Below are 19,610 nucleotides of genomic sequence, written 5' to 3' on the forward strand. Positions count from 1 at the left end.
CTCGCGGACGGTGACTTCAGCGAGGGCTGCGGCGCTGCCGGGATGCGCCGGCGGCTGGAGGTCTGCCCCGACCTGGACGCGGTCTTCGTCGCCTCCGACCTGATGGCGTTCGGCGCGCTGCGTACCCTGCGCGAGGCGGGGCGCCGGGTGCCCGAGGACGTGGCCGTCATCGGCTTCGACGACGCCCCGATCGCCCGGCAGGCCGACCCGCCGCTGACCACCGTCTTCCAGCCGGTCGAGGAGATGGGTCGCCAGATGGCGCGGCTGCTGGTCGCCCGCATCCGCGGCGACGAGATCCCCGCCCCCCACATCCTCCTCGACACCCAACTCATCCACCGCGCCTCCGCCTGACCCACCCCACCGCTCCGCGCCTCCGCGCGCCGCACTTCCCAAATGCGCGCACTTTCCGAGAAAGCGTGGCTGTTCGGCCGTGAATAGCCACGCTTTCGCTGAAGGTGCAGGCGCGGGGCGCGGGTGACGCGCGGGGTGGGGAGTGCGGGGGTCCGGTGGCCGAGCTGGCGCTTGGTGCGGGATGTCCCGTGGGCCTCGTCGGGGCGGTCGCGCCGGCGGAGCTGACGGCCTGGGCCGGCGTCCAGCGGCTCGGCGGGGCGGGTGGCGAACCCGCCGTCGTCACCGCTCCCGGGCTGCGCGTAGGCCGTGCGCTACCAGCGGGGCCACCATGTCGCCGATGCGGTCGAAGCCGGGGCCGAGCGTCTGCCCGAGGGTGTGCCGGTAGTGGATGCCCTCGCAGATCACCGCGAGCTTGAAGCAGCCGAGCGCGACGTGCCAGTGCAGCGGCCCGACGTCGACGTCGCTGCGGCCGGCGTACCGCTCGATCAGCTCGGCGCCGGTGGGGAAGCCGGCACGCGGGCCGAGGCCGTCGGCGACCGGGTTGCCGGCGGCGAGGTCGCTGTCGCCCAGCACGTCCCAGTAGGTCAGCAGCAGGCCGAGGTCGGCCAGCGGGTCGCCGAGGGTGGCCATCTCCCAGTCGAGCACGGCGCACACCGACACCGGGTCGACGGTGGCGAGGAGGTTGTCCAGCCGGTAGTCGCCGTGCACGATCCGCCCGGCGTTGGCGCCCTCCGGAACGGTGCCGCCGAGCAGGTCGCGCAGCTCGTCGATGCCGAGCAGCGGACGGCTGCGGGACCGGTCGAGCTGGCCGGCCCAGCGGCGTACCTGCCGGCCGAGGTAGCCCTCGGGGCGGCCGAAGTCGGCCAGCCCGACCGTGGCCGGGTCGACGGTGTGCAGCACGGCGAGGGTGTCCATCATCGCCAGGGCCAGGTCGCGCCGCTGCTCGGGGCGGAGCGGGTCGGTCTGGGCGCGGCTGCGGAACACCTCGCCGCGGACCCGCTCCATCAGGTAGAACGGCGCGCCGAGCACGTCGGTGTCGGCGCAGTGCAGCAGCGCCGCCGGGACCGGCACGTCGGTGGGCGCGAGGGCGGAGATCACCCGGAACTCGCGGGCCATGTCGTGTGCGGTGGCCAGCACGTGCCCCAGCGGGGGTCGGCGCAGCACCAGCTCCCGCTCGCCGACGCGCAGCAGGTAGGTCAGGTTCGACTTGCCCCCGGCGATCAGGGTGGCCGACAGCGGCGCCTCGGCCAGCTCGGGCCGGTGGGTGGCCAGGTAGCCGGCGAGCCGGTCGAGGTCAAGCCCCCGGGGGGACCCGTTCCGCACGGCGGCGGTGGGCGCGGTGTCGGAGGCGGCCGGAGAACTTCCCGGCCGGAGCGCGTCGACGGCCGGATCGGTCATCCGAATAGTTGATGGCAGCTCAGCTTTCTTGTCAAGCCGGGGATTTCCCCCCGGGACATGCCGCTGCAACAGGGACGAAATGGTCAACCCGCAGGCTGGTGCCCAGCCTGCCGGCCGCCACGGTCGGCCCGCCGAGCGGAGGGACAGACATGTTGCTGAGAGTTCGGGTGACCCTGCCGGACCGTCCCGGCACGCTCGGCCAGGTGGCCCGGACGCTCGGCGTCTCCGGCGCCGACATCGTCCAGGTGGTCGTCCTGGAACGGCTCGGCGGGCGGGCGGTGGACGACTTCACCGTGGTCTGGCCGGGCGTCGCCCGGGTGGAGCGGTTGATGGCGGGTCTGGCCGCCATCTCGGGGGTACGGGTGGACGGGGTCTGGCGGGCGATCGGCGCGCCGACCACCACCGGCCAGGACGCCGAGCTGCTGGCCCAGGTCGCCGCGAACCCCGCCGACGGGGTGGCCATCCTGGTCGACGCGGTGCCCGGGCTGCTCGCCGCCGACTGGGCGGTGGCCGCGGTCGTCCCGATGGACTGGGCCTCCCGGGCCGGCGGAGGGACGGCGACGGTGGGGCACGCGAGCTGGCGGGCGCCCCAGCCGCCGCTGCTGCCCGAGGTGACCCCACTGCGGGCGCGGGCGCTGACCGGCGCCGACGGCAGCCACTACGCGATCGCGCCGTTCGGCCGCAACGGCCTGGTGCTGGTGGTCGCGCGCGAGCACACCGAGCCGCTCACCGCGGCCGCCTTCCACTCCACCGAGGTGGACCGGCTGGCCCAGCTGGTCCGGGCCAGCGCGGTGATCCTCGGCGACCGGCTCGACCTGGTCGGGGCGCCCTCGGTGACCACCGTCACCTGATCACGCGCAACGGTTCCCGGGGTGTCACCGCCGGGCAACGGCGTGGCAACAGCCCTCCGGCAGTCTCGTAGGTGGGGAAGGGAGCAGACATGGTGCTGTGGCGGATTCGAGCCACCGTGGACGACCGGCCGGGCTACCTGTCGGTGCTCACGGCGAGTCTCGCGTTGCGGGGGGTCAACATCCTCACCGTGCAGGTGCACACGACCGAGGCCGGGGCGGTCGACGATTTCCTCGTCGACGCGCCGGACGTGGTGGGCGAGGCGGAGCTGGTGGCCGCCGTGGAACGGGGTCGGGGACGGGACTGCTGGGTGGCACGCAGCGAGGCGCGGGGCCTGGTGGACCAGCCGACCCGGGTGCTCGGGCTGGCCACCCGGCTGGTCCGCGACCCGGACGCGACCGGGGAGATGCTGCGTGCCTTGCTCGGCGCGGACGAGGTGACCTGGCGACCGGCGCCGGCCGTCCCGCACGGCGGTGTCGGCGCGGCGAGCATGCTGGTGGCCGACCCGTGCGGCGGGGCGTACGAGCTGCGCCGGCGGGCGCCCAGCTTCACCCCGGCGGAGTACGCCCGGGCGCAGGCGCTGGTCGAGCTGGCGGCCACCGCGGCCCGCCGGGCGGCCGACCGGGTGACCCTGGTGTTGCCCGACGGCGGGGAGCTGGTGGTCCGCCCGGCCACCGTCGACGACCTGGCCGGCGTGGTGGACCTGCCCCAGGCGTGCTCGGCGCGCAGCCGCCAGCGTCGCTATCTCGGCGGGGGCGCGTTGCCGTCGCCCAGCCGGATGCGCCGGCTGCTGGAGCCGAGGCGGGGGACCACGCTGGTGGCGACGACCGGCTCCGGTGCGGGGGAATCGGTGGTCGCGATGGCCAACCTGCTCGGCGAGGGCGACGAGGCCGAGGTTGCCCTGCTGGTGCGCGACGACTGGCAGCACCGTGGCCTCGGGTCGGCGCTGCTGCGCCGGCTGCTCGGGCAGGCCGGCCGGTCCGGGTACGCGGCCGTGGTGCTGCACATCCAGGCGGAGAACACCCCGATGCTGCGCACCGTACGCCGGCTCGGGCGGCCGACGCCGATCGAGCGGGACGGTGCGCTGCTCACCGTGACGGTGCCGCTGGCCGCCCGCCCCGCGGGGCCGGCGCGGCGTGCCCTGCCCCGGCAGGCGGACGCGACCACCCGGCGAGACCGGGCGGGCTGAGACACCGGTCGTGGCCGCGCCGGCCCGGGTACCAGCACCCGGCGGCGGCGCGGGGCGACCCTCACCGGCGCCGGGTGGCGTACCCACGTCGCCCGGCGCCACCGGGCCGACCTCCGGTGCGGAGGACGGTGAATCGGCAGGGCCCCCGGTGCGGGGGCCCTGCCCATGTCCGGCGGTCGGCGGCGGCCCCGCCACGGCGACCCGGGAACGCCGTCACGGCGGGCCGTACAGGAAGGCCGCCCCGGCGAGCCGCGGAGCAACCGGCCCCGGTGAGCCGCGGCGGAACGCCGTCCGGATCAGCCGAAGAAGAACCCGGCCCGGCGGTGACCCGAGACGCAGAACCGGTTCGCCTCGGTGTCGGCGAGCACGACGTAGGGCAGTTGGCCCGGTTCCGGCTCGGCCGGGTAGTGCCGCCAGTCGACCCGTTGCGCGCCGAGCGCGACCAGCCGCGCCACCTCGTCGTCGAGGTCGCGGTCCCCCGCGTCCAGGTCGAGGTGGACGCGGGGGAACTCGGCCACCGGGCTGTCGCTGACGTCCATCGCGATCGCCGCGCCGGGGACCCCGGGTGGCGGCTCGACCACGATCCAGTCGTCGCCGTCGTGGCGCGGCGGTCGACGCACGTATCCCAGGGCCGCGGCCCAGAACCGGCCGGCGCGGCGGTCGTCGGTCACGCCCAGCGAGATCTGCTCGATCCGTGCCATCGACCGAGGCTAGCCCCGCCTCAGGTGGCCGGGTAGCTGCTGTAGTCCGGGAAGTTGCCGTAGAGCCGGCCGTCGCCGCCCTGGGTGACCGCCTGCACCAGCAGGTCGCCGCCGACGAAGGCGCCCTTCCAGGAGGCGCCCCGGCCGCCGAACGGCTCCTCCCGGTCGCCCCGGGAACGCGGCTTGTTGATGCCCACCTTGAACGCCTGGAGGTCCACCGCGAGCTTGCCGGCCAGCTCCTCGTCGTCGCAGGCCAGCGAGGCCACCAGCGCGCCGTTGGAGGCGTTCATGGCGGCCAGCAGCTCGTCGGTGGTGTCCACCACGACGATGGTGTCGACCGGGCCGAAGGGCTCGGCGTGCATCAGCCGGGACCGGCCGGGCGGGGCGAGCAGCACCGCCGGCGCCACGTACGCCGAGGTGTCCTGCCCGTCGAGGAAGGGCGCGCCGTCGAGCTTGCCGCGGTGCAGCGGCACGGCGCCGCCGCGTACCGCCTCGTCGACCTTGCGGCGCAGCTCGTCGGCCTTGGCGCCGCTGATCAGCGGGCCGAAGTCCAGCTCGGGCAGCGGGTCGCCGGCCTGCCAGGTCTCGTCCACCGCGAGCGGGTGTCCGAACCGGACGGAGCGGACCACTGGCAGGTACATGTCGAGGAACTCGTCGACGAGGTCACGCTGGACCACGAACCGGGGGTACGCGGTGCAGCGCTGCTTGCCGTACTCGAAGCCCTTCTTCAGGTGCGCGGCGAGCAGGTCCCACTGGGAGAAGTTCCAGACGCCCCAGGCGTTGAGCCCCTCCTGCTCGATGAAGTGCCGCTTGTCGGTGTCGAGCAGCGCGGCGGCCACCTTGCCGCCGTTGGACCGCCCGCCGACGAACGCGACCGCGCCGATCTCGGGCGCCCGGACGAGCACCTCGGAGAGCTCCTCGCCGCTGCCGGAGAGCAGGGTGGCGGGGAGCCCGGCGCGGCGCAGCAGGGCGTGCGCCACGGTCAGGCAGACCGCGCCGCCCTGCGACGGGGTCTTGGCGATGACCGCGTTGCCGGCGAGCAGCTGCACCAGTTCCGCGTGGACCAGCACGCTCATCGGGTAGTTCCACGAGGCGATGTTGCTGACCGGGCCGGGCAGCGGCTCACGGCCGCCGGCCAGCATCCGGTCGATCTCCTCGACGTACCAGCGGACGCCGTCCAGCGCGCGGTCGACGTCGGCGCAGGCGAGCCGCCACGGCTTGCCGATCTCCCAGACCAGCAGCATGGCCAGCAGGTCGCGGTGCGCGGTGAGGGCGTCCAGCGCCTCGCCGACCCGCGCCTTGCGCTCGGCGAGCGGGGTGGCCGCCCAGTCGCGGTGCGCGGTGGCGGCGTGGGCGACCGCGGCGCGCGCGGAGTCGGCGTCCAACCGGGGCAGGTTGACCAGCACGGTGTTGTCGACCGGCGTGCGCACCGCGCTCGGCGTGCCGACCGCCTGCCACTGCCCGGAGACCAGGTTGTGCAGGGTGGTGACGCCGTCGACCTCGGGCCCGAAGGCCTCCGGCGTGGCGGCCACGGCGCGGGCGAGGGTGTCCGACCAGGCGGTGCCGTCGGCGAGTCGTAGAGCCATCGGATTCTCCTCAGGGTCGACCGGCGGAGCGGCGTCTTCGATGGCACCGCTGGTGTCGCGTACTGTCCCGCGCGGCTTGGCGGGGCGGCAACAGTACGTTCGTATGTCAGGACGCGAGGTCCGGCCCCAGGCCGGCCTTCAGGCGCTTCACAGCGGACCGACCGGGGTTGTGAGCAGGTAATAAGCGCTCCGATCATCCATGCCGATGAATGATGTGATCGAGGTTACCCGTGAGTACGTTCGAGCTTGACGGACGGTTCAACCTGCCGGTGCGTGATCGCCCGGTCGACGTGTCGGGGCATGGCCCCGGGGCCGGCCGCGTACGGCCCGCCCGGCGCGCGACAGGACGCCCGGAACACGGAACCGGCCGCCGGACGGGTGTCCGACGGCCGGTGCTGTCCCCTGTGGAAAAATCAGCTGGTGAAGGTGATCCGGTCGCGCCGGCGCCGCAGCATGGTCAGCGCCACACCGCCGCCGATCAGGACGAGGCCGGTCAGCGCCGTGCCGGTCGCCGCCACGCCGGTGATCGGCAGGCTGCCGTCGTCGCCGGCACCGCCACCGCCACCGGGCGCGCCCGGGCTGGTCGGGGTGCCGGGGTTGGTCGGGGACGTCGGCATCGGCGACGAGGGGGTCGGCGACGGCGAGGAGGTGCACGGCTGGAGCCAGAACACCTTGTGCTTGGCGTCCGAGGACTTGCCGTCGGTCAGGTCGACGTCGAGCTTGATGTGGTAGCCCTGGTTCGCGTTGGTCTTCAGGCCGGCCAGGTCGAGGTCGTCGGCGGAGATCCTGATGACCTCGTCGTGGTCGTTCTCCGCGCCGGAGGCCGCGTCGTTGCTGATCAGGCGGTCCTTGACCGACCAGACGACCTTGTCTTTCGGCGCGCTGGACGGCGGCTGCGACCACAGCGTGATGTCCGCCCGCTGACCCTCGTCGAAGTTGAAGAACTCCAGCTCGAAGTCGCAGGTGACGTGCGGCTGGTTGTCGACCTTGTCGCTGAACGGAGCACCGTCGATCTTGACCGTGCCGTTGTCACCGCTCGGGTTGTGGCCGCCGGGGGCCGCCTGAAGAGCGGCGCTCGCCCAGGCCGGGGTGGCGAAGGCGAGGCAGGCCGTGGCGGCAGTCGCGGCAAGAGCCGCGCGCGCCACGTACCGACGCTGGGGCATGAGTATTCCTCCGGGATCGATAGAGGGGACGGCACATGATCCCACGCACGGCCTCGAGGTGCGACATCGGGCGATCGGCCTGAGCTGGGACGACGTGGCGGATCGGATCCGGGAATCCGACAGATTGGTGGCCTGTTGGCGGCGTGTCGATGTAACGCAGACGGGACTGTGGACGCTCCGCCCGCCACCGCCGGCGGCTCCGGGTGAACGGGTCCGCCGGGCGGGCCGGCTGGCTAGGCTCGACGGGGTGCCGGCCGCGGAACGCAGTGACACCGTGCTCTTCGTCGTCTACGACGGGGTACGGCTGCTCGACGTCACCGGGCCGCTGGAGGTCTTCACCGTCGCCAACGAGCACGGCGGGACGTACCGGCTGGTGCTCGCCTCTCCCGACGGCCGGGACGTGGTGAGCAGCGCCGGGGTCCGGCTCGGCGCCGACGTGGCGCTGCCGGAGGTGACCGGGCCGATCGGCACGCTGGTGGTGCCCGGTGCGCCGGACTGGCAGGCCACGGCCGCCGACCGTCCCCTGCTCGACCAGGTCCGCCGGCTAGCCGCCGGCTCGTCGCGCACCGCGTCGGTCTGCGCGGGGGCGTTCACCCTCGCCGCGGCCGGGCTCCTCGACGGCCGCCGGGTGACCACCCACTGGGACCTGGCCGACCAGCTCGCCGCGCACTTCCCGGCGGTCACCGTCGACGCCGACCCGATCTTCATCGCCGACGGGCGGGTGATCACCTCGGCCGGCATCACCGCCGGCATCGACCTGACCCTCGCCCTGGTCGAGGCGGACCTCGGCCCGGAGACGGCACGCACGGTCGCCCGGCAGCTCGTCGTCTTCATGCAGCGCCCCGGCGGCCAGTCCCAGTTCAGCGTCCGGGCCGCCACCCCGAGCACCCGGCACGACCTGCTGCGGCGGGTGCTGGACACCATCGCCGCCGACCCGGCGCAGCCGTACGACCTGCCGGGGCTGGCGGCTCTGGCCGGGGTCAGCCCGCGTCACCTGGGCCGGTTGTTCCGCACCGAGCTGGGCACCACGCCGGCCGGGTACCTCGACCGGGTCCGGGTGGAGGCGGCCCAGGGGCTGCTGGAGCGCGGCGACGACACCCTCGACGTGGTGGCCCGCCGGGTCGGCTTCGGCTCGCCGGAGACGATGCGCCGGACCTTCCTGCGGGAGCTGGGCATCACCCCGGGCGCCTACCGGTCCCGCTTCCGCACCACCGGGATCGACGAGCAGCGGTCACCGTCCGACGCGGCCGGTGGGCGGGCCGCCCCCGACGCCGACGCGCCGGGGACGGCCCCTGCCTGACCGCCCCCCGATCAGCGCCGGGCGGCCAGCGCCGGCTCGGCGGTGCCCGGCGCGGCAGCCGGGGCGGGGTCGCGCTGGCGCAACGCGACCAGCCCGGCGGCGGCGAGCAGCCCGACCGACAGCCAGAGCCCGACCTCCACCCCGCCGGAGTCGGCGAGCAGGCCCGACAGCAGCGGGCCGACCGCCTGGCCCACCGAGAAGGCCACCGTCAGCAGGGCGATGCCGGCGGTCCAGCCGCTCGCCGGCAGGGCCCGGCGGGCGAGCACCGTGGCCGCCGTCGGACCGGCCATGAAGGAGCTGCCGAAGATCACCGCCGACACCACCGCCGCGGGCAGCCCGGCCGGCAGCAGCAGCACCGGCAGCACGCCGAGCAGCACCAGCAGGGAGACCAGCGCCGGGGCCCGGCCGCCCGCCAGCCGGCCGACCACCCGCCCCCACACGGTGAGGGTGGCGACCGCCGAGGCGAGACCCAGCACCACGAAGAACGCGGCGACGCCGGGGGTGCCGAGGCCCCGGTCGCGCAGCAGCGCGATCACGAAGGTCAGGTAACTCACGTAGCCGGCGCCGAAGAGCACGTACCAGCCGAACGTCGGGGCGAGCCGAGCCAGGTCCGCGCGGGGCAGCCCGGCCCGGGTGATCCCGGTCACCGGCGCGACCCGCCGCACCGCGAACACCGCCGGGCCGACCGCCAGCACCGCGACCACGCCCAGCAGCAGCCAGCCGGACCGCCACCCGGCGTCTCCGGCCATGGTCAGCGCCGCCGGCACCAGCAGCCCCGAGAGCGCCACGCCGACGCCCACCCCGGCCATGTAGATCCCGACCATCAGCGCGCCCCGGCGCTGCCCGTCGCCGGTGGCGACCCGGGCGGCCAGCGCCGAGCCGAGGACGAAGGCGACCGCAGTGGCCAAACCGCCCACGAAGCGCAGCAGGTTCAACATCGAATAGTCGGCGGTGGTCGCGGTGAGCAGCAGGGCCAGCGCGCCCACCGCCAGGGTGCCGACGAAGGCGGCGCGGTCGCCGAACCGGCGGGCCCAGAACACCGCCGTGCCGGCGCCGATGACGTAACCCGCGGCGTTCGCCGTGTTCAGGCCGCCGGCCTGGGCGTACGTCCAGTGCAGGTCGTCGCGCATGGCCGGCAGCAGCAGCGCGTACGCGAAGCGGGTGAAGCCGAGCGCGACGACCGGCCCGGCGGCCAGGCCGAGCGCGGTCAGCGGGTCCCGCCAGCGCGGGGATCGGGACATGGTTCCTCCTTGGTCGGCGGGCTCTCGTCGACCCGCTGATCAGGTGGAACCGGGTGGGGTGGGTGGCCGATGGCCGGCGTTGCGGACAGCCGACCCTCGGATCGGGACATGCCGGGTCGCGGCCCTGGTGACCGGAAGGTGGCTCAGTCGGCCAGTTCGTCGGCGAGCAGCTCCATCAGCAGCGCGTCGTGCCAGGTGCCGTCCTCGCCGCGCTCGTACCGGCGCATGATGCCGACCGGCCGGAAACCGACCTTCGCGTACGCCCGGATCGCGGCGGTGTTCGCCGCCGCCGGGTCGATGGTGAGCCGGTGATGGCCGTGCGCGGCGACCAGGTGCCGGGCCAGGGTGCGGATCGCGTCCCCGCCCAGCCCCGAGCCGTGCACCGCCGGGTCCAGGTAGATGTCCAACGCGGCGTGCCGGTAGTCCGGGTCCGGCTCGGCGTAGTACTGGACCAGGCCGACCACCCGCGCGTCGTGCTCGACGGCGTACGCGATCAGGTCGTCGTCGGCCAGCTCGGCGCGGACCGCCGCGGCCAGGTCGTCGCCGCCGCGCCACCACCGGCGCACCTCGGCGGTGGCCCGGATCGCCGCGAGGGCGGGCACGTCCGCGTCCGTCACCGGTCGCAGGATCACGCTCCGACCCCGCAGCATCGCCTCAGCCCCGAAGCTCGCCGTGCTCCACGCAGGTCGCCGCCCAGCCGACCGGCAGCACCTGCACCTTCATCCGGCGACGGCAGCGCGCGCAGTAGCGCGGCGGCTCCAGCGCCCGGGCCGCCGCGCACGAAGCGTGCGGACCGGCCGTGGCGTCCTCGCCGCAGCGGTCGCACCAGGTCACCGCCGGCTGCACCACGTCGGTCACGTCAACCTCACAGGGTGGCGGAGAGCGCCTTGACGGGCATCTTCAGATCGTCGAGCAATTGCAGGTCGGCGGTCGCCGGCCGGCCCAGGGTGGTCAGGTAGTTGCCGACGATCACCGCGTTGATGCCGCCCAGCAGGCCGTCCCGGGTGCCCAGGTCACCGAGGGTGATTTCGCGGCCGCCCGCGTACCGGAGGATGGTGCGCGGCATGGCCAGCCGGAACGCGGCGATGGCCCGCAGCGCGTCCTTGCCCTCCACCACCGGCCGGTCACCCAGCGGGGTGCCGGGGCGGGGGTTGAGGAAGTTCAGCGGCACCTCGTGCGGGTCCAGCTCGGCGAGCTGCGCGGCGAACTCGGCCCGCTGCTCCACCGTCTCGCCCAGGCCCAGGATGCCGCCGCAGCAGACCTCCATACCGGACTCGCGGACCATCCGCAGCGTCTCCCAGCGCTCCTCCCACGAGTGCGTGGTGACCACGTTGGGGAAGTAGGAGCGGCAGGTCTCCAGGTTGTGGTTGTAGCGGTGCACGCCCATGTCGACCAGCTCGTCGACCTGCTCCTGGCTGAGCATGCCGAGCGACGCGGCGACCTGGATGTCGACCTCCGCCTTGATGGCGGCGACACCCTCGCGCATCTGCTTCATCAGCCGGGCGTCCGGGCCGCGTACGGCGGCCACGATGCAGAACTCCGTCGCCCCGGTCGCGGCGGTCTGCTTCGCCGCCTCGACCAGCGAGGGGATGTCCAGCCAGACCGAGCGGACCGGGGAGGTGAACAGACCGGACTGCGAGCAGAAGTGGCAGTCCTCCGGGCAGCCGCCGGTCTTCAGCGACACGATGCCCTCGACCTCGACCTCCGGGCCGCACCAGCGCATCCGCACCTCGTGGGCGAGCTGGAGGGCAGCGGGCAGGTGCTCGTCGGACAGGTTCAGGACGGCGAGGACTCCGGCCTCGTCGAGGCCGACGCCGTTCTCCAGCACCTGGGTACGGGCCTGGTCGAGGATCTCTGGCATGGCTCGTACCCTACAAGGCCGCCCCGGGGCGGAGAAACGGCTGAGGTCGAGCGCTCGCCGAGCGTCACCGGCACCCGGGTGCCGCGGCCCGCGCCACGCCGGTGCCGGCCCGGCGGGTGGTAATTTCGCCCGGCGGCGCGTTGCTCGCCGACGACCTCCTCCGCGCCGGATGCCGGGGGAGGCGAGCTGCGCGGCGGAGGGAGACGGTGACGGTGGCGGACTGGCTGGCGGCCCTGGAACGCCGCGCCGAGCTGCGGGCCAAGGCGGGGCTCACCCGCACGCTGCGCCCGCGCGCCGCCGACGACGCCGTGGTCGACCTCGCCGGCAACGACTACCTCGGTTTGGCCACCCACCCCGAGGTCACCGCCGCCGCGGCGCGGGCGCTGTCCGCGTACGGGCTGGGCGCCACCGGGTCGCGGCTGGTGCGCGGCTCCACCGACGCCCACCACGCGCTGGAGGGCACCCTCGCCGAGTGGCTCGGCACCGACCGGGCGCTGGTCTTCTCCTCCGGTTACCTGGCCAACCTCGGCGCGGTCCGGGCCCTGGTGCAGCCCCGTACGCTGCTCGTCTCCGACGCCCACAACCACGCCTCGCTGATCGACGGCTGCCGGATCTCCGGCGCCGAGACGGTGGTGACCCCGCACGCCGACGTCGAGGCGGTGGCCGCCGCGCTCGCCGCCGCCCCCGGCCGCCCGGCCGTCGGGGTGACCGCGTCGGTCTTCTCCGTCGACGGCGACCTCGCCCCGCTGGCCCGGCTGCACGCCGTCGCCCGGGCGCACGGCGCGCTGCTGCTGGTCGACGACGCGCACGCGCTCGGCGTCACCGGCCCGGGCGGCGCCGGCGGGGTGGCCGCCGCCGGCCTGGCCGGCCAGCCGGACGTGGTGATCACCGCCACCCTGTCCAAGGCGCTCGGCGGGTCGGGCGGGGTGGTCGCCGGCCCGGCCGAGTTCGTCCGGCACCTGGTCGAGACCGGACGCACGTTCATCTTCGACACCGCGCTGCCCCCGGCGGTGGCGGCCGGCGTGCGGGCCGCCGTGACGCTGGCCCGCGCCGGCGACGACCTGCGGGCGGAACTGGCCGACCGGGCCGCGCTGGCGGTCCGCCGGCTCGGCGCGGCGGGGCTGACCGTCTCCGCCCCCGACGCGGCCGTGGTGTCGGTGACCGCGCCCGGCCCGGAGGCCGCCACCACCTGGGCCGCCGACTGCCGCGACCGTGGCGTCGCGGTCGGCTGCTTCCGACCGCCCTCCACCCCGGACAGCCGCTCCCGGCTGCGGCTCACCATCTCCGCCGGGGTACCGCGGGCGGAGTTCGAACGGGCCCTGGAGGTCATCGTGGAGTGTGCCCCGTGAGCGCGAGGAGTGAGCCGGTTCTGCGAGCCCCGCAGTCGCGAACGAAGGTGGCCCCGTGAGCGCGAGGAGTGAGCCGGTTCTGCGAGCCCCGCAGTCGCGAACGAAGGTGGCCCCGTGAGCGAAGCGTGGAAGGGCGCGGTGCTGGTGACCGGCACCGACACCGAGGTGGGCAAGACGGTGGTGACCGCCGCGGTCGCGGCCGCCGCGCAGGCCGCCGGCCTGCGGGTCGCCGTGGTCAAGCCCGGCCAGACGGGTACGGCCACCGGCGAGCCCGGCGACGTCGACTCGGTGACCCGGCTGGCCGCCCCGCTGACCGGGCGGACCCTGGCCAGCTACCCGGACCCGCTCGCCCCGCTCGCCGCGGCCCGGGTCGCCGAGCTGGAGCCGCTGGAGCTGTACACCGCCGTCGACGCCATCCGCGAGGAGGTCGACAAGCACGACCTGGTGCTCATCGAGGGGGCCGGCGGGCTGCTCGTACCGATGGGGTTGCGCCCCTCCGGGGAGCCGTGGACGGTCGCGGACCTCGCGGTCTCCCTCGACGCCCCCGCCGTGGTGGTGGCCCGGGCCGGTCTCGGCACGCTGAACCACACCGCGCTGACCCTGGAGGCGCTGGAGCGGCGTGCGGTCCCGGCCGGCGTGGTGATCGGCGCCTGGCCGGCCGAGCCGCAGCTGGTGCACTGGGCCAACCTCACCGACCTGGTGCCCAACCTGCTCGGCGCGCTGCCGGCCGGCGCCGGGGCGATGGACCCGGGCGTCTTCCGCCGCTCCGCCCCCGGCTGGCTCACCCCCGCCCTCTACGGGGTGCTGGACGACTGGCGCGCCTGGGCCGAGGACATCAGCTGACCACCTGACCTTCGTCGGTGCCGGGCTCCGCCGGGCGTCGGTAGCCTGGCCGACGTGCGCGAACGCGAGATCTGGCGCCGGGTGGACCGCCGGGTGGCCGGCGACGTGGCGCTCTGGGCCGGGCTCGCCGCCCCGGTGGCGTACGCCCGGCTGACCCCGCCCTACGAGCGGTACGTCGTACCCCTGCTGGTCGGCTCAGTGCTGCTGCTCGCCGCGGTGGTGGTGGTGGGCCGGCGGCTGCCGGCGGTGGCCGTGCTGCTGGTGCTGCTCGGCTCGGTGGTGGACGGCAACTTCGTCTTCGCCCTGCTGGTGTTCAGCTACCTGGCCGGGCGGCGCGGGGAACGAGCCGCCCCCGCCGGGGTGCTCTTCGCCGTGGTGGCGGCCGGTGGCACGGTGCTGCACCTGGTGCTGCTGGACACCGGCATGGCGACCTGGTTCCTGCTCAGCTGCGTGCTGCTGGGCGCCGGGGTGTTCCCCTGGCTGGTGGGCCGCTACCGGCGGCAGCAGCAGGCGCTGGTGCTGGCCGGCTGGGACCATGCCGAGGCGGTGCAACGCGAGCAGCGGGGCGCCGCCGAGCGGATCCGGCTGCGGGAACGGGCCCGGATCGCCCAGGAGATGCACGACTCCCTCGGCCACGAGCTGAGCCTGATCGCACTCCGCGCCGCCGCCCTGGAGGTCGCCGGTGACCTGGACCCGCGACACCGGGTGGCGGCCGGCGAGCTGCGGGCCAGCGTGGCGGGGGCCACCGAGCGGCTGCACCGGATCATCGGGGTGCTCCGCGAGGCGGACGTGCCGGCCAGCACCCGCCCCGCCGGGGAGAGCGTCGCCGACCTGGTCGACGGCGCGCGCGAGGCGGGGATGGTGGTGCGCCTGCACCACCCGCCGGACGCCGCCGACCTGCCGGAGCTGACCGCGCACGCCGCGCACCGGGTGGTCCGCGAGGCGCTGACCAACGCCGCCCGGTACGCCCCCGGCGCCCCGGTCACCGTCACCCTCACCGGCCTCGGCGACCGGGTCGAGGTGCGGGTCGTCAACGCACCGCCGCCGGCCGGCCCGCTGCCCGGGCCGCCGTCGCACGGCTCGGGCCTGCTGGCGCTCCGCGAACGGGTCCGGCTGGCCGGCGGCGTCCTCGACGCCGGCCCGACCGACGACGGGGGCTTCGCCGTGACGGCCCGGCTGCCCGTGGCCGACGCCGCCCCGCGCCCCGAGGCCGGCGACGACGGAAGACGGGCCGGGGAGCCCGGGCGGCTGCGCGACGCCCGGCGCGGGGTGCGGCGCAGCCTGCTCGCCGCGCTCGCCGCGCCGCCGGCCGTCGCGCTGCTGCTGTCGCTGGTCTACTACCCGGTCGTCACCACCGGCGCGGTGCTGGACGGCCCGGCCTTCGACGGAATGCGGATCGGCACGCCCCGCTCCGAGCTGACCGGGCTGCCCCGCCGCCAGGTCGAGCCGCCGCCCGACGCGCCGGCCGCGACCGCCGGCGTGAGCTGCGAGTACTACACCGACGGCAACTTCCCGCTCGCCCAGCCGACCTGGCGGCTCTGCTTCGCCGACGGCCGCCTGACCAGCAAGGGACGGACCACCACGTGACCGCTGACGACGTGCCGGTGACGGTGCTGCTCGCCGACGACGAGGCGATGGTCCGGGCCGGGGTGCGGGCCATCCTCGCCGCCGACCCCGGCATCGAGGTGGTCGCCGAGGCCGGCGACGGCCGGGCCGCGGTGGAGCTGACCCGGGCGCACCGGCCCCACGTTGCGCTGCTGGACATCCGGATGCCGAAGCTGGACGGGCTCGCCGCCGCCGCCGAGATCCGCCGGCTGGTGCCGGCGACGGCCACCGTCATGCTCACCACGTTCGGCGAGGACGAGTACGTGGCCCGGGCGCTCGGCCACGGCGCCAGTGGCTTCCTGCTCAAGGCCGGTGACCCCCGCGAGCTGCTCGCCGGGGTGCGGGCCGTCGCCGAGGGCGGGGCGTACCTGTCGCCGCGGGTGGCCCGCCGGGTGATCGAACTCAACGGCGACCGGATGGCCCGGGTGCCGGCGGCCCGGGACCGTACGGCCGGGCTGACGGACCGGGAGCGGGAGGTGCTCGGCCTGGTCGGGGCGGGGCTGTCCAACGCGGAGATCGCCCGCCGGCTCTTTCTCACCGAGGGCACCGTGAAGGGCTACCTGACCAGCATCTTCACCCGGCTGGACGTGCGCAACCGGGTGCAGGCGGCGATCATCGCGTACGAGGCGGGGCTGGCCGGCTGACCGGCCCGCCCCGCCCCGTGCCGCTCAGGCGTCCCGGCGGCGCAGCGCGACCCGGCCGACCGCCAGCGCCGCGCCGGCCCAGCCGGCCAGCAGCATCAGACCCACCACCGGCGGGTACGGGTCGGTGTCCCCGGCCAGGAAGTGCCCGCCGGCCACCCCCGGGAACGCGTCGGAGATCCGGGTGAGCAGGGTGATGTCCGGCTCCCGCAACGACAGCGGCACGATCATCAGCACGGCGAAGAGCACGGTCAGGGTCAGCACCGCGCTGCGCAGCGCCGCCCCCAGACCCAGGGCCAGCACCCCCACCAGCGCCAGGTACGTCGCCGTCGCCAGTACGTCGCCGAGCGTTCCGGCCAGCGGCGCCCGCCCCCACTCACCGAGCAGGGGCCGGGCCGCGAGCACCCCGACCAGGCCGAGCAGCAGCCCGAAGGCGAACGTCACCGCGCCGGCCACCACCGCCTTGGCCAGCAGCATCCGGCCCCGCGACGGGGTGCCCTGGAGGGTGGTGCGGATGGTGCCGGTGGCGTACTCGCTGGTGACGGCGAGCAGGCCGAGCGCCAGCACCGCGTACTGGGTGAGTTCCAGCGCGCCGGCCAGCACGCTGCCGACGGTGACCACGCCCCGGTCGTCGGCCGGGTCGTCGTTGGTGTTGGCGTTGGCCGCGTAGATGGCCAGTTGGGCCGAGGTGGCGGCCATCAGCAGCACCCCGGCCAGCAGGGTCCACCAGGTGGCCCGCACCGACCAGAGCCGGGTCCACTCGGCGGCCACCGCGCCGGCGAGACCACCGCCCCGGGTGGCCGGGCGGGTGGGGGAGAGGGCGGTCATCGGGCACCTCCCGCGGCGTACTCGACCGCGTCGCCGGTCAACCGCAGGAACGCCTGTTCCAGCGTCACGGCCACCGAGGTCAGCTCGTGCAGCGGCACGCCGAGCTCGTACGCCAGGTCGCCGACCCGGTCGGCGGTGGCCCCGGTGACGGCCAGGCCGCGCGGGCCCTCGGCCGTGACCGCGTACCCCTCGGCGGTGAGCCGCTCGGCCAGCGCGGCCAGCCCCTCCGGGTGTGGCCCGCGGACCCGCACGGCGGCGGTGGCGCCCGTGGCGAGCACCTCCGCGACGGGCGCGTCGGCGATCAGCCGGCCCTTGCCGATCACCACCAGGTGGGCGGCGGTCTGCTCCATCTCGCTCATCAGGTGGCTGGAGAGCAGCACGGTCCGTCCCTCGGCGGCGAGGCCGGCGGTGAGCTGCCTGATCCAGCGCACCCCGTCCGGGTCGAGGCCGTTGACGGGTTCGTCGAACATCAGCACCGGCGGGTCGCCGAGCAGCGCGGCGGCGATGCCGAGCCGCTGCGCCATGCCGAGCGACAGGGTCCGGCCCGGCTTGGCGGCGGCCCGGTCGTCCAGGCCGGCCACGGCGAGCACCTCGTCGACCCGCCGGGCCGGGATGCCGTTGCTGCGGGCCATCGCCAGCAGGTGCGCCCGGCCCGCCCGCGCCGGGTGGATCGCCCGCGCGTCGAGCAGCGCCCCGACCTCCCGCAGCGGATGGTGCAGCTCCCGGTACGCCCGCCCGGCGACCAGGGCCCGGCCGGCGGTGGGCCGGTCCAGGCCGAGCACCATCCGCATGGTGGTGGACTTGCCCGCTCCGTTGGGGCCGAGGAACCCGGTGACCCGCCCGGGTGCGATGTCGACGGTCAGGTCGTCGACGGCCGTCACCGCCCCGAACCGCTTCGTCAACCCACGTAATGTGATCATGCGTTGACGGTAGGAACCGACCGGTCGCGCCGCCGCTGCCGATCGGCGTCCGCCGGACCCGACCTTCGTCAGGTACTCCGACGTTCGCGCTGTGCGTCGCCCGGTCGGGTCGCCGTGCGTCGCCCGGTCGGGTCGCCGTGCGTCGCCCGGTCGGGTCGCCGTGCGTCGCCCGGTCGGGTCGTCGCCGCCGGGCGGTCTGCCTTCCCGGCCCGCCGTGCGCCCGCCCGGTGGGTGGCCGTCACGGGCCGGTCCGCCGTGCGCCCGCCCGGTGGGTCGCCGTCGCGGGCCGGTCCGCCGTCCCGTCGGCCGTGGTGCTCATGCTGTCGAGCTGATGTCGCGAACGACTCATGGGCCGGGGGCGGGGCAGCCTGATTCGTTTGCGACATCAGGTCGATAGGACGCGGGGGAGGTGTGGGGCTGGGCCACGAGCGCGGCACCGGACCCGAGTCGCCCGGCTGCCGATGGAGCCGACCCTGTCAGCCGGCCGCGACACCGGCGCCGAGGGACGTGGGACGTGGCGTCGGCCCGGCCATGAGTGCGGCACCGGACCCGAGTCGACCGCCGGGGCCGGCGCAGGCATCCCGTCAGCCGGCCGCAATACCGGGTCGGCGGGCGCGGAGGTCAGGGCCGGCGGACCACGAACGCGTCCGGCATCCGGAAGGTCAGGTTGTCCGGGCACCAGGGCGGGCGGACCACGGTCACCCCGTGAAGCAGCGGGGCCGCCTCGGCCACCACCACCGCCGCCTCCATCCGGGCCAGCTGCGCGCCGACGCAGCGGTGCGCACCCGCCCCGAAGGCCAGGTGCCGGCGCGACCCGCGCTGCCCCGGCCGGAACGCGTCCGGCGCGGCCACCACCTCCGGGTCGCGTCCCGCGCGGGCCAGCCAGAGCACCACGCTGGTGCCCGCCGCCACCGCCGTCCCACCCAGCGTGGTGTCCACGGCCGCCACCCGCCGCCAGGTCACGATCGGCGGTTCCAGCCGCAGCCCCTCCTCCACCACGTCGGCGACCGCCACCGTGCCGGCGCCCAGCCCGGCGCGTACCTCGGGCTCGGCGGTGAGCCGGTGCAGCAGCAGGGTGAGGAACTGCGAGGTGGTCTCCTGGCCGGCCACCAGCAGGAAGAACAGCGCGCCGACCACCACGTCGGGGGAGTGCCCGTCGGCGCGCAGCGCGGCGGCCAGCCCGCCGCCGGTGGCGGCGAAGTCACGCAGCACGGTGTGGAACCGGCCCACCTCGGCGGCGAGGGCGAGCTGACGGTCGGCGTCCAGCGGCGCCCAGAACAGCTCCAGCGCGGCCCGGGCGAAGTCCTTCACCGCGCCGACCGGGGCGTCCGGCAGCTCGACGAGCCGGGCCAGCACCAGCAGCGGCAGATCGGCGGCGAGCTCGGCGTACAGGTCGACCGGTTCGCCCGCGTCGAGCGCGGCGGCCAGCCCGGTCACCCGTTGGCGGACCAGCCCGGTCAGCCAGGGCTGCTGCGCGGCCACCCGGGTCGGGTGCAGCGCCTCCGCCACGATTTTCCGGATCGCCGGGTGGCTGGGGGTGGAGTTGTTCGCCAGCGTCGGCGGCAACCGGAACCGGTGCCCGGCGAGCACCCGCAGCGCGGTCACCGGGACCGGGGTCACCGCGTCCAGGGCGTTGTCCGGCCGCCAGGTGTCCGGGTCGGCGAGGACCTGCCGCACCAGCGCGTGCCGGGTGACCACCAGGTGGTCCACGCCGACGTGGTCGGCGACGGTGGCCACGTCCGGCCACCGCTCGTCGACGGACTCCCCCCAGCCCCGGAACAGCAC

General features: G+C 75.6%; 19 protein-coding genes. 8 read left to right on the forward strand and 11 right to left on the reverse strand.

The features are described 5' to 3' along the window. Positions 1-351 (forward strand): LacI family DNA-binding transcriptional regulator (locus KBX37_RS27775; protein ID WP_210778847.1); only part of this gene is annotated, 351 nt, incomplete at its 5' end. Positions 352-630: 279 nt separating this feature from the next. Here the strand turns inward: KBX37_RS27775 and KBX37_RS27780 are convergent. Next, on the reverse strand, positions 631-1,749 hold the full coding sequence (locus KBX37_RS27780) for a phosphotransferase family protein (protein ID WP_210778848.1): 1,119 nt from the start codon (positions 1,747-1,749) through the stop codon (positions 631-633). 149 nt (positions 1,750-1,898) lie between these two features. Between KBX37_RS27780 and KBX37_RS27785 the strand changes: the two genes are divergently transcribed. Both KBX37_RS27785 and KBX37_RS27790 read left to right on the forward strand, forming a co-directional pair. Next, positions 1,899-2,600 (forward strand): amino acid-binding protein, encoded by a 702-nt coding sequence (locus KBX37_RS27785; protein WP_210778849.1) that lies wholly within the window; start codon positions 1,899-1,901, stop codon positions 2,598-2,600. An 89-nt stretch (positions 2,601-2,689) separates the two neighbouring features. Next, positions 2,690-3,787 carry a GNAT family N-acetyltransferase gene (locus tag KBX37_RS27790; RefSeq protein WP_210778850.1) on the forward strand — a complete coding sequence of 366 codons (1,098 nt, stop codon included), beginning with the start codon at positions 2,690-2,692 and terminating at the stop codon, positions 3,785-3,787. 296 nt (positions 3,788-4,083) lie between these two features. Here the strand turns inward: KBX37_RS27790 and KBX37_RS27795 are convergent, their stop codons facing one another. The 3 genes from KBX37_RS27795 to KBX37_RS27805 all read right to left on the reverse strand — a co-directional run bounded on the left by KBX37_RS27795 (position 4,084) and on the right by KBX37_RS27805 (position 7,237). Next, the gene (locus KBX37_RS27795) at positions 4,084-4,488 is read right to left on the reverse strand and encodes a VOC family protein (protein ID WP_247659111.1); all 405 of its coding nucleotides are present in this window, start codon (positions 4,486-4,488) and stop codon (positions 4,084-4,086) included. Positions 4,489-4,508: 20 nt separating this feature from the next. Then, a complete protein-coding gene (locus KBX37_RS27800; protein ID WP_210778852.1) occupies positions 4,509-6,074 on the reverse strand; it encodes an aldehyde dehydrogenase family protein in 1,566 nt (521 codons plus the stop codon). 413 nt (positions 6,075-6,487) lie between these two features. Further along, positions 6,488-7,237 carry a hypothetical protein gene (locus tag KBX37_RS27805; RefSeq protein ID WP_210778853.1) on the reverse strand — a complete coding sequence of 250 codons (750 nt, stop codon included), beginning with the start codon at positions 7,235-7,237 and terminating at the stop codon, positions 6,488-6,490. Between the two features lie 247 nt (positions 7,238-7,484). On the opposite strand from KBX37_RS27805, the gene KBX37_RS27810 reads away from it, so the two are divergent. After that, positions 7,485-8,537 carry a GlxA family transcriptional regulator gene (locus KBX37_RS27810; protein WP_307849229.1) on the forward strand — a complete coding sequence of 351 codons (1,053 nt, stop codon included), beginning with the start codon at positions 7,485-7,487 and terminating at the stop codon, positions 8,535-8,537. Between the two features lie 11 nt (positions 8,538-8,548). On the opposite strand, the gene KBX37_RS27815 is transcribed toward KBX37_RS27810, so the two are convergent. The 4 genes from KBX37_RS27815 to bioB form a co-directional block, all read right to left on the reverse strand. Next, positions 8,549-9,778, reverse strand: coding sequence for a YbfB/YjiJ family MFS transporter (locus tag KBX37_RS27815; RefSeq protein WP_210778856.1), 1,230 nt, complete (start codon positions 9,776-9,778; stop codon positions 8,549-8,551). Positions 9,779-9,921: 143 nt separating this feature from the next. Then, positions 9,922-10,428, reverse strand: a complete 507-nt coding sequence (locus KBX37_RS27820; RefSeq protein ID WP_210778857.1) for a GNAT family N-acetyltransferase — start codon at positions 10,426-10,428, stop codon at positions 9,922-9,924. A 4-nt stretch (positions 10,429-10,432) separates the two neighbouring features. Next, complete coding sequence (locus tag KBX37_RS27825; RefSeq protein WP_210778858.1) at positions 10,433-10,636, reverse strand: hypothetical protein; 204 nt, start codon at positions 10,634-10,636, stop codon at positions 10,433-10,435. A 7-nt stretch (positions 10,637-10,643) separates the two neighbouring features. Continuing rightward, positions 10,644-11,639 (reverse strand): biotin synthase BioB, encoded by a 996-nt coding sequence (gene bioB, locus KBX37_RS27830; RefSeq protein WP_210778859.1) that lies wholly within the window; start codon positions 11,637-11,639, stop codon positions 10,644-10,646. 212 nt (positions 11,640-11,851) lie between these two features. Between bioB and KBX37_RS27835 the strand changes: the two genes are divergently transcribed. From KBX37_RS27835 to KBX37_RS27850, 4 genes are all read left to right on the forward strand, one after another. After that, positions 11,852-12,988, forward strand: a complete 1,137-nt coding sequence (locus KBX37_RS27835) for an 8-amino-7-oxononanoate synthase (protein WP_210778861.1) — start codon at positions 11,852-11,854, stop codon at positions 12,986-12,988. A 138-nt stretch (positions 12,989-13,126) separates the two neighbouring features. After that, positions 13,127-13,831, forward strand: a complete 705-nt coding sequence (gene bioD, locus KBX37_RS27840; protein WP_210778867.1) for a dethiobiotin synthase — start codon at positions 13,127-13,129, stop codon at positions 13,829-13,831. Positions 13,832-13,885: 54 nt separating this feature from the next. Next, positions 13,886-15,418, forward strand: a complete 1,533-nt coding sequence (locus KBX37_RS27845) for a histidine kinase (protein WP_307849232.1) — start codon at positions 13,886-13,888, stop codon at positions 15,416-15,418. Between the two features lie 47 nt (positions 15,419-15,465). After that, positions 15,466-16,080 carry a response regulator transcription factor gene (locus KBX37_RS27850; RefSeq protein ID WP_247659119.1) on the forward strand — a complete coding sequence of 205 codons (615 nt, stop codon included), beginning with the start codon at positions 15,466-15,468 and terminating at the stop codon, positions 16,078-16,080. 24 nt (positions 16,081-16,104) lie between these two features. On the opposite strand, the gene KBX37_RS27855 is transcribed toward KBX37_RS27850, so the two are convergent. The 3 genes from KBX37_RS27855 to KBX37_RS27865 all read right to left on the reverse strand — a co-directional run. Continuing rightward, complete coding sequence (locus KBX37_RS27855; protein WP_210778862.1) at positions 16,105-16,905, reverse strand: ABC transporter permease subunit; 801 nt, start codon at positions 16,903-16,905, stop codon at positions 16,105-16,107. Beyond that, positions 16,902-17,825 (reverse strand): ATP-binding cassette domain-containing protein, encoded by a 924-nt coding sequence (locus KBX37_RS27860; RefSeq protein WP_210778864.1) that lies wholly within the window; start codon positions 17,823-17,825, stop codon positions 16,902-16,904. The genes KBX37_RS27855 and KBX37_RS27860 overlap by 4 nt, the downstream gene beginning before the upstream one ends. 621 nt (positions 17,826-18,446) lie before the next feature. After that, positions 18,447-19,610, reverse strand: a 1,164-nt coding sequence (locus KBX37_RS27865) for a cytochrome P450 (RefSeq protein ID WP_247659112.1), incomplete at its 5' end; no start/stop codon positions are given.

Origin of the sequence: Micromonospora sp. U56, from assembly GCF_018070095.1 — a bacterium.
GTDB classification, from domain to species: domain Bacteria; phylum Actinomycetota; class Actinomycetes; order Mycobacteriales; family Micromonosporaceae; genus Micromonospora; species Micromonospora purpureochromogenes.

What these genes read in the sequence shown, in the direction of transcription:
- KBX37_RS27780 (WP_210778848.1), bottom strand. Translation starts at nt 1,749, where the DNA reads ATGACCGATCCGGCCGTCGACGCGCTCCGGCCGGGAAGTTCTCCGGCC.
- KBX37_RS27785 (WP_210778849.1), top strand. Translation starts at nt 1,899, where the DNA reads ATGTTGCTGAGAGTTCGGGTGACCCTGCCGGACCGTCCCGGCACGCTC.
- KBX37_RS27790 (WP_210778850.1), top strand. Translation starts at nt 2,690, where the DNA reads ATGGTGCTGTGGCGGATTCGAGCCACCGTGGACGACCGGCCGGGCTAC.
- KBX37_RS27795 (WP_247659111.1), bottom strand. Translation starts at nt 4,488, where the DNA reads ATGGCACGGATCGAGCAGATCTCGCTGGGCGTGACCGACGACCGCCGC.
- KBX37_RS27800 (WP_210778852.1), bottom strand. Translation starts at nt 6,074, where the DNA reads ATGGCTCTACGACTCGCCGACGGCACCGCCTGGTCGGACACCCTCGCC.
- KBX37_RS27805 (WP_210778853.1), bottom strand. Translation starts at nt 7,237, where the DNA reads ATGCCCCAGCGTCGGTACGTGGCGCGCGCGGCTCTTGCCGCGACTGCC.
- KBX37_RS27815 (WP_210778856.1), bottom strand. Translation starts at nt 9,778, where the DNA reads ATGTCCCGATCCCCGCGCTGGCGGGACCCGCTGACCGCGCTCGGCCTG.
- KBX37_RS27820 (WP_210778857.1), bottom strand. Translation starts at nt 10,428, where the DNA reads ATGCTGCGGGGTCGGAGCGTGATCCTGCGACCGGTGACGGACGCGGAC.
- bioB (WP_210778859.1), bottom strand. Translation starts at nt 11,639, where the DNA reads ATGCCAGAGATCCTCGACCAGGCCCGTACCCAGGTGCTGGAGAACGGC.
- KBX37_RS27850 (WP_247659119.1), top strand. Translation starts at nt 15,466, where the DNA reads ATGGTCCGGGCCGGGGTGCGGGCCATCCTCGCCGCCGACCCCGGCATC.
- KBX37_RS27855 (WP_210778862.1), bottom strand. Translation starts at nt 16,905, where the DNA reads ATGACCGCCCTCTCCCCCACCCGCCCGGCCACCCGGGGCGGTGGTCTC.
- KBX37_RS27860 (WP_210778864.1), bottom strand. Translation starts at nt 17,825, where the DNA reads ATGATCACATTACGTGGGTTGACGAAGCGGTTCGGGGCGGTGACGGCC.